This is a genomic window from Arthrobacter liuii, from assembly GCF_014639275.1.
In the GTDB taxonomy this organism is placed as follows: Bacteria; Actinomycetota; Actinomycetes; order Actinomycetales; family Micrococcaceae; genus Arthrobacter; species Arthrobacter liuii.
Genome location: NZ_BMFW01000036.1, coordinates 26354 through 33394, shown reverse-complemented (window position 1 = coordinate 33394; position 7041 = coordinate 26354). Strand labels below are relative to the sequence as shown.

The window sequence follows — 7041 nt, the reverse complement described above, 5'->3', positions numbered from 1 at the left end:
TCCAGGACCACCGTGACAACGCCAAACGCGACGCTGGCCAGGACGGCAACAACCGGAACCCGGCCCTTCGAAACGGAGGCAAGGAAGCGTGGAGCTTCCCCCCGTTCAGCCAGCGAGAACGCCATCCGGGACGCACCGTAGAGGTTGGCGTTCAGCGCGGACAGCAGCGCAGCCACGGCCACCAGGGTGATGGCGGTGGCCGCACCCGGCATGCCGGCGGCGTCCAGCACCGCGGCGAACGGGCTCTTCAACCCCGCTGAACCCACGGGAACCACGGCGGCGATCACGAAGATGGCACCGATGTAGAACACCAGGATGCGCCACAGCACCGTCCGGACCGCCTTCTTCACGCTCCGGGCAGGCTCAGCCGTCTCGGCTGCCGCCACCGACACGATCTCGGTTCCGCCGAATGCGAATGCCACCACGAACAGCGCCGTCGCAATCCCGCCGAAACCGCTGGGGGCGAAGCCGGCGCCGGAGAAGTTGGAAAGGCCGGGCGACTGTACGCCCGGCACCAAGCCGAAGAGCAGCGCAAAGCCCACCAGCAGGAACCCGACGATCGCTGCCACCTTGAGCAGGGCGAACCAGAACTCGAACTCGCCGAAGTTCTTCACGCTGGTCAGGTTCACGGCGGTGAGCACCACGATGAACACGAAGGCCATCAGCCACACCGGCAGGGCCGGGAAGATGGTGGCCAGCAGGCCTGCCGCGCCCAGCGCCTCGGCGGCGATGACCACCACCAGCTGCAGCCACCAGAGCCAGCCGACGGTGGCACCGGCCACCGGCCCGTATGCCTTGGCGGTGTAGACGGAGAAGGCACCGCTGTCCGGATTGGCGGCGGCCATCTCACCGAGCGCCCACATCACCAGGATGATGAGCGTGCCGGCCACGAGGTAGGAGATCAGCACCGCCGGGCCGGCGGCCTGGATGCCCGCGCCGGAGCCGATGAACAGGCCCGCGCCGATGGCGCTGCCCAGCCCCATCATCGTGAGCTGGCGTGGTTTGAGGGCCGCGCCGAGTGGGCGGGCAGACGTCCTTGTCTGTTGTTCCATGGGAATTCCTCTTAGTTGTTGGTAACTGTTGGGGATAAAACTTCAGGCCGCGTGGGCTTCGAGAAGCCGGAGCACGCGGTTGTTGGAGGCGGGATCGGCAACGGTGATCCGCACGCCGTCGCCCTGGTACGCCCGGACCATGATGCCCGCGCCATTGAATGCGTCCACCAGCGTCGCCAGCAGCTGCTTGTCGGCGCGGGTCCACAGGAAGTTGCCCTGGCTCGGCTGCAGCTTCCAGCCCTGGGCTGCCAGCTCCGCGGCCATCCGGGCGCGCTCCTGCTTGACGCCAGAAACCCGCGCTTCCATCTCCTCCCCCGCGTCCAGCGACGCGATGGCAGCCTGTTGGGCCAGCGCGCTCACGCCGAAAGGAAGGGCGGTCCGCCGCAGCCCCTCGGCGATGGCCGGCACCGCCACGGCGTAGCCCACGCGCAGGCCGGCGAGCCCGTAGGCCTTGGAGAAGGTTCGCAGGATGCAGACGTTCGGGTACCGGCGGAAGAGCGCCAAGGAGTCGGGGCCCGCGTCGGCGTACTCCACGTAGGCCTCGTCGATCACCACCAGGACGCTGGAGGGCACAGTCTGCAGGAAGGCCTCGAGCCGGTCGTGGCTGATCGGCACGCCGGTGGGATTGTTGGGTGTGCAGAGCAGGATGACTTTGGTGCGGTCGGTGACGGCGGCGGCCATGGCGTCCAGGTCGTGGCCCTCGGCGTCGTCCAGCGGGACGCGGACCGGCCGGGCGCCTGCCAACTCCACCAGGATGGGGTAGGCCTCGAAGGAGCGCCACGCGAAGACCACCTCGTCGCCTGCGTCGCACAGTCCGGTGATGATCTGCTGCAGGACGCCCACGCTACCGGGACCCACGGCCACCTCGTCCACGGTGACGCCCAGGTGCCGGGCGAGCCGTTCGCGGAGTTCGACGGCGGCCATGTCCGGGTAGCGGTTCATCCTGCCGGCCGCTTCGGCCACCGCAGCGGTGGCTGCGGGCAGCGGGTCGTAATGGCTTTCGTTGCTGGCAAGGGCGGCGATGTCCGCGCCGGCGCTGCGCCGGCCCGGAACGTAGGCGGGAAGTCCGGTGACGGCGCTGCGGAGGGTGGGCAATTTTGTTGCCGGCGGGGCCAGGAGTTGATCAGGGCTCATGACGTCCGATCATGGAAGTGACCCCGGCCACATTGCAAGGTACGCTCTGGTGCTTGGGACTTCTGCTCAACTTCTAGTACCTCTGGTGAAAATATGACCATCGCGAACTCTCGCACCCTCGATTCGCTCGACGGCAGGATCATCCTTGCCCTCGACAAGGACCCCGAAGCCAGCGCCCTGGCACTCTCCCGGACACTCGGCGTCGCACGCAACACCGTCCACGCCCGGCTGGCACGGCTGGAGCGCAGCGGCGCGCTCCGCTCGTTCAGCCGCAGGCTGGACCCCGCCGCGCTCGGCTACGAACTCATGGCCTTCCTGTCCCTTTCGATTAGCCAGACCCGGACCGGCTCGGTGGAGAACGGGCTCGCCGCGATCCCGGAGGTCATCGAGGTGCACGCCACCACCGGCGACGCGGACCTGATGGCCAAGGTGGTGGCCCGCGGCACGGCCGACCTCTACCGCATCACCAACGAGATCCTGGAGATCGACGGGATCGAGCGGACCAGCACGGCCATCTCCATCCTGGAACTCATGCCGCCCCGGTAGGACGGCCTGATCAGCCGGCTGTCGGAGCAGGAATCCCGCCCGTCAGAACAACCACGGTGACCGGCACCACAGGTGGGCAGATTGTCACTGCAGGCGCTTCCTGCTGCCAAAAGTCCCAGCCGCATTCCGCGGTATTGCAAACATGAGATGCGGGCCACACGATGCCTGCATGACTTCACTTACCGTTTCCGGCCGCGTGGCACAGGTTCTCAGCAGCTATGTCAGCGACGTCTTCGGCGTCATGGGCAACGGCAACGTCTACTTCCTGGACGCCGCCGAGAAGCAGGGCCTCCGCTTCACCGCCGTCCGGCACGAGGGCGCCGCCATCGCCGCGGCCGACGCCTACTACCGGACCTCGGGCCGGCTCGCCGCTGGCACCACCACCTACGGCCCCGGCTACACCAACGCACTCACCGCCCTCGCCGAGGCCGTCCAGGCGCAGATCCCCGTCGTGCTGGTCACCGGCGACGCCCCCACCACCGGCGCCCGGCCCTGGGACGTGGACCAGGCCGCCATCGCCGCCGGCCTCGGCGCGGCCACCTTCACCGTCACCCGCGACGCCGCAGGCGCCGTCACCCGGCAGGCGGTGGAATACGCACTCACCCGGCGCACCGCCGTCGTCCTGGCCATCCCCTACGACCTCGCCGCGCTCGAGGCTGCGGACGAGGAGCCTCCGGAGCCGGCGGCACCAATGGTGGCGGACGACGTCGACGGCGGCCTTGGGCAGGCTGCTCGCCTGCTCGCCGGTGCCAGGCGGCCGCTGATCCTGGCCGGCCGGGGTGCGCACCTCGCCGGAGCCGGGCCGGAGCTCCGCGAACTCGCCGACCGGCTCGGCGCACTGACCGCCGGAACCGCCCTCGCGCTCAACCTCCTCAATGGCGAGGGGTACCTGGGCGTGGCGGGCGGTTTCGGCACCGACACCGCCGCAGGGATCATGGGCGAGGCCGACGTGGTCCTGGTGGCCGGGGCGAGCCTGAGCCCGTTCACCATGCGGTTCGGGCACTTGCTCGGCCCGGACAGCACCGTCATCCAGATCGACACCGTCCTGCAGCCGACCCATCCGCGGGTGGACCTGTTCGTCAGCGCAGACGCGAAGGCTGCTGCTTCGCGGCTGTTGACTCTGCTGGACGGCGAGGCCGCTGTGGCTGGTTGGCGTGCGGAAGCTTCTCGGCGTCTGGCTGCCGGGCCGGGCCACGAGCAGGGATCCGGTGAAACGTCGGACGGCCGGATGGACCCGCGGGCCCTCGCCACCGCCCTCGACGCCGTGCTGCCGGAGCGCCGCACGGTGGTCCAGGACGGCGGCCACTTCATCGGCTGGGCGCCGATGTACTGGAACATCCCGCGGCCGCAGGACCTGGTGATGGTGGGGACCGCGTTCCAGTCGATCGGGCTGGGGCTTGCGAGCGCCGTCGGGGCGGCCCGCGCCGTGGAGGACGACCGCACCCTGGTGCTGGCCTCCGGCGACGGCGGGTTCCTCATGGGCCTGTCCGACCTCGAATCGCTGATCGGTGCAGCCCGCAGCGCGATTGTGGTGATCTACAACGACGCGGCCTACGGTGCCGAGATCCATCAGTACGGCTCGCAGGGCCTGACAGAGAAGCCGATGCTGATTCCGGAAGTGAACTTCAGTGGTGTTGCCCGGGCGCTTGGTGCTAAGTCAGCTGTTATCCGCTCGCTCGGTGACCTGTCCGCGCTGCAGGACTGGATCGACGCCGGCGCTCGCGGGACTTTTATAGCGGACTGCCGGATCACGTCCAGCGTCCGGGCGCCGTGGCTAACCGAGTGGATGCAGGCGACCCGGGCAGCGAAGGCTGCCGTGGCTCGGTGAACCCGTCAGTAGTCATTGCTTGGAGTGCAGCGTCAAAATCGCTGACGCAAGTGAATGGCTTTCCACCAGCTGCCCTGCACCCTCCACACCGCCCTCTGCGGCGGACTTCAATGCCTCGCCGTGCAGTGCATAGCTTTACCGCGTGAGGGCTACGTCTCCTTGGGCCGGGTTACCATCCCCGCGATGTCACCACCATCGATGACAAATTCGGCCCCGGTTACAAACGACGATTCCTTGGCAGCCAGGTACAAAACGAGGTCAGCCACTTCTCCCGGATGGCCTACCCGGCCAAGCGCTACGTGGCTCATGTCGGACTCGATGTCAGCGGTCATCGGGGTGGCGATGACTCCGGGATGAACGGAGTTGACCCTGATGCCGTGTGGTCCCAGGTCCAGCGCAGCGCTCTTGGTAAGGCCACGCACCCCGAACTTCGAAGCCGTGTATCCAGGGATCTGCTCATAGCCGCGCATGCCGGCAATCGAGGAAATGTTGATGATCGACCCGCCCTTGGACTGTTTCATCGCCGGGATTGCAGCCTTGATGCCAAGGAATGTGCCGGTCAGGTTCACGCCGATGACAGCATTCCACTGTTCCAGCGTGTACTCCTCGATGGAGGCAAAGTTCACGATGCCGGCATTGTTTACCAGGATGTTGAGGCCCCCAAACGTTTCGACGGCGGCGCCCACCGCTGCCTCCCAGTCCTGCGGGCTGGTCACATCAAGGTGGACGTAAAGCGCGCCGGAGCCCATCCGTTGCGCGGTTTCCTTTCCCTCCTCGTCCAGGATGTCCCCAATCACCACGCGCGCCCCTTCGCCATGCAGCCGTGCTGCGACAGCGGCTCCAATCCCACGCGATCCCCCGCTGACCAGAGCCACTTTGTCGATGACCCGTTCCATTTGGCGCTCCTTCGGTGATGCTGCCGGCTAGTAAACAGACTTGTTGTGGTTCCATCGGACGTCTGCGCCGGCTTTGGGGGTAGAGGCCAAGGTCCCCGCAGCCGCGAACAGCGATTCAAGAAGCGCCGCGCGCAGGGAAGGGCCTCGGATCGCTGATACGGCTTACGATTTCTTCCATGAGGATTGCCGTTGCAGGGGGAACCGGTACTGTAGGCCGCCACGTTGTGGCCGTCGCCAGGGAGCGTGGGCACCAGGTGGTCAGCCTCAGCCGCGCCGAATGGGTGGACCTGGTCACCGGGCGCGGCCTCGACCAGGCACTCCAGGACGTCGAAACCGTCATCGATGTGGCCGGCATCCAGACCCTCTCCACCAAGAAGGCCGTGGATTACTTCACCAACGCCACCCAGAACCTGCTGGCGGCCGGGAAAACGGCGGGCGTGAAGCACCATGTGGTGCTGTCCATCGTGGGCATCGACAAAGCAAATTCAGGACTGTACGCCGGGAAGCTGGTGCAGGAGGACGAAGCCAAGCACGGCGGCATTCCCTGGACCATCCTCCGGTCCACCCAGTTCCACGAGTTCGTGCCGATGTCCATCAAGGCCGCCTCCGTGGGCCCGCTGGTCTTCGTGCCCACGATGGCCACCCAGCCGGTGGCGGCGAAGGAGGTGGCCGCGGCCTTGGTGGACGCGGCCGAGGCTGGTCCGCAAGGACGCATCCCGGACCTCGGCGGCCCGCGGACCGAACAGCTGAAAGACCTGGTCGCGGCCTATCTGGCCAAGACGCAGCAGAAGAAGCGGATCGTTCCGCTCCGGGTGCCCGGCGCCATGGGCAAGGCAATGCGCAACGGCACGCTGGTCCCGGCGCCGGGCTCCGCCGTCGGACGCCAGACGTTCCTGGAGTGGCTCGACACCATCGACGCGTAGAAGCGTACGCCCTACCGAATTGTGGTGGAGACTGGGGTCGGAAAGAACAACCAAGCTTCACTTGGATACATCGGTGGTTGATGCAACAACAGAAAAGGAGGCCGACGACGACACTGGGTGTCGCCGTCGGCCTCCTTTTTGCCTCCGCGGCGGGCTAAGCTGCGGCGGACTACGGCTTTAGGCCGCCGGGAGCGTGAGGTAGCTGCCCTCGACGGTGTTGGCGGGGACAACGTGAGCGCCGCCCGCCGTGACGTAGCTGCCACGGGTGGAGCGGGGCAGGTTTCGGCTGCCGGGAACGGTGACGTAGCTGCCCCGGCCGACGGTCACGCTGCCGGCGGGAAGGGTCACGTAGCTGCCACCGCGCGGTGCGGGTGCGTCTTGGTTGGTGGGGAAGGTCTTTGCGGGTCGTTCGGCCAGCACAGTCATGGGTTCTCCTCGAGATTTGGGATGAGGGCCATTCGGGTTGTTGTGTCGCTCAAGCAGGAAGGGCGGTGGCGAAGAAATCGCATGCCCTGCTGGCCCGGGAATGTTCACCGGTGCGGCACTCAAGGGCGGCGGTGACCTGTAGTTAAATTTACCGCTTATTACGATTTGTTCGAAATAACGTGGGCAGGCTCACCAGCCCTTAGGACCGCCGCCACAGGCTGCGGCACTCCGGACAA

General features: G+C 67.2%; 7 protein-coding genes. 3 read left to right on the top strand and 4 right to left on the bottom strand.

The window, feature by feature from the left end:
* On the bottom strand, window positions 1-1052 hold a 1052-nt coding region (locus tag IEW19_RS20575), incomplete at its 3' end, for an amino acid permease (RefSeq protein ID WP_188573436.1).
* Window positions 1053-1094: 42 nt separating this feature from the next.
* Window positions 1095-2186, bottom strand: a complete 1092-nt coding sequence (hisC, locus tag IEW19_RS20570) for a histidinol-phosphate transaminase (protein WP_188573435.1) — start codon at window positions 2184-2186, stop codon at window positions 1095-1097.
* Between the two features lie 93 nt (window positions 2187-2279).
* Here hisC and IEW19_RS20565 point away from each other — a divergent pair, with 93 nt between their 5' ends.
* Together IEW19_RS20565 and IEW19_RS20560 are read left to right on the top strand one after the other, a co-directional pair.
* Entirely contained in the window at window positions 2280-2732 is a 453-nt protein-coding gene (locus IEW19_RS20565; RefSeq protein ID WP_188573434.1) for an Lrp/AsnC family transcriptional regulator, read from the top strand.
* Window positions 2733-2901: 169 nt separating this feature from the next.
* Window positions 2902-4560, top strand: a complete 1659-nt coding sequence (locus tag IEW19_RS20560) for a thiamine pyrophosphate-binding protein (protein ID WP_188573433.1) — start codon at window positions 2902-2904, stop codon at window positions 4558-4560.
* 149 nt (window positions 4561-4709) lie between these two features.
* Here IEW19_RS20560 and IEW19_RS20555 read toward each other — a convergent pair whose 3' ends face one another.
* Window positions 4710-5456, bottom strand: coding sequence for a glucose 1-dehydrogenase (locus IEW19_RS20555; RefSeq protein WP_188573432.1), 747 nt, complete (start codon window positions 5454-5456; stop codon window positions 4710-4712).
* A gap of 176 nt (window positions 5457-5632) precedes the next feature.
* On the opposite strand from IEW19_RS20555, the gene IEW19_RS20550 reads away from it, so the two are divergent.
* A complete protein-coding gene (locus tag IEW19_RS20550; protein WP_188573431.1) occupies window positions 5633-6379 on the top strand; it encodes an SDR family oxidoreductase in 747 nt (248 codons plus the stop codon).
* A 177-nt stretch (window positions 6380-6556) separates the two neighbouring features.
* On the opposite strand, the gene IEW19_RS20545 is transcribed toward IEW19_RS20550, so the two are convergent.
* Entirely contained in the window at window positions 6557-6805 is a 249-nt protein-coding gene (locus IEW19_RS20545; RefSeq protein ID WP_188573430.1) for a hypothetical protein, read from the bottom strand.
* Window positions 6806-7041: the final 236 nt, after the last annotated feature.

Excerpts from the sequence above, each read along its gene's own strand:
- IEW19_RS20550 (WP_188573431.1), top strand. The coding sequence starts at position 5,633 with ATGAGGATTGCCGTTGCAGGGGGAACCGGTACTGTAGGCCGCCACGTT.
- hisC (WP_188573435.1), bottom strand. The coding sequence starts at position 2,186 with ATGAGCCCTGATCAACTCCTGGCCCCGCCGGCAACAAAATTGCCCACC.
- IEW19_RS20545 (WP_188573430.1), bottom strand. The coding sequence starts at position 6,805 with ATGACTGTGCTGGCCGAACGACCCGCAAAGACCTTCCCCACCAACCAA.
- IEW19_RS20560 (WP_188573433.1), top strand. The coding sequence starts at position 2,902 with ATGACTTCACTTACCGTTTCCGGCCGCGTGGCACAGGTTCTCAGCAGC.
- IEW19_RS20555 (WP_188573432.1), bottom strand. The coding sequence starts at position 5,456 with ATGGAACGGGTCATCGACAAAGTGGCTCTGGTCAGCGGGGGATCGCGT.
- IEW19_RS20565 (WP_188573434.1), top strand. The coding sequence starts at position 2,280 with ATGACCATCGCGAACTCTCGCACCCTCGATTCGCTCGACGGCAGGATC.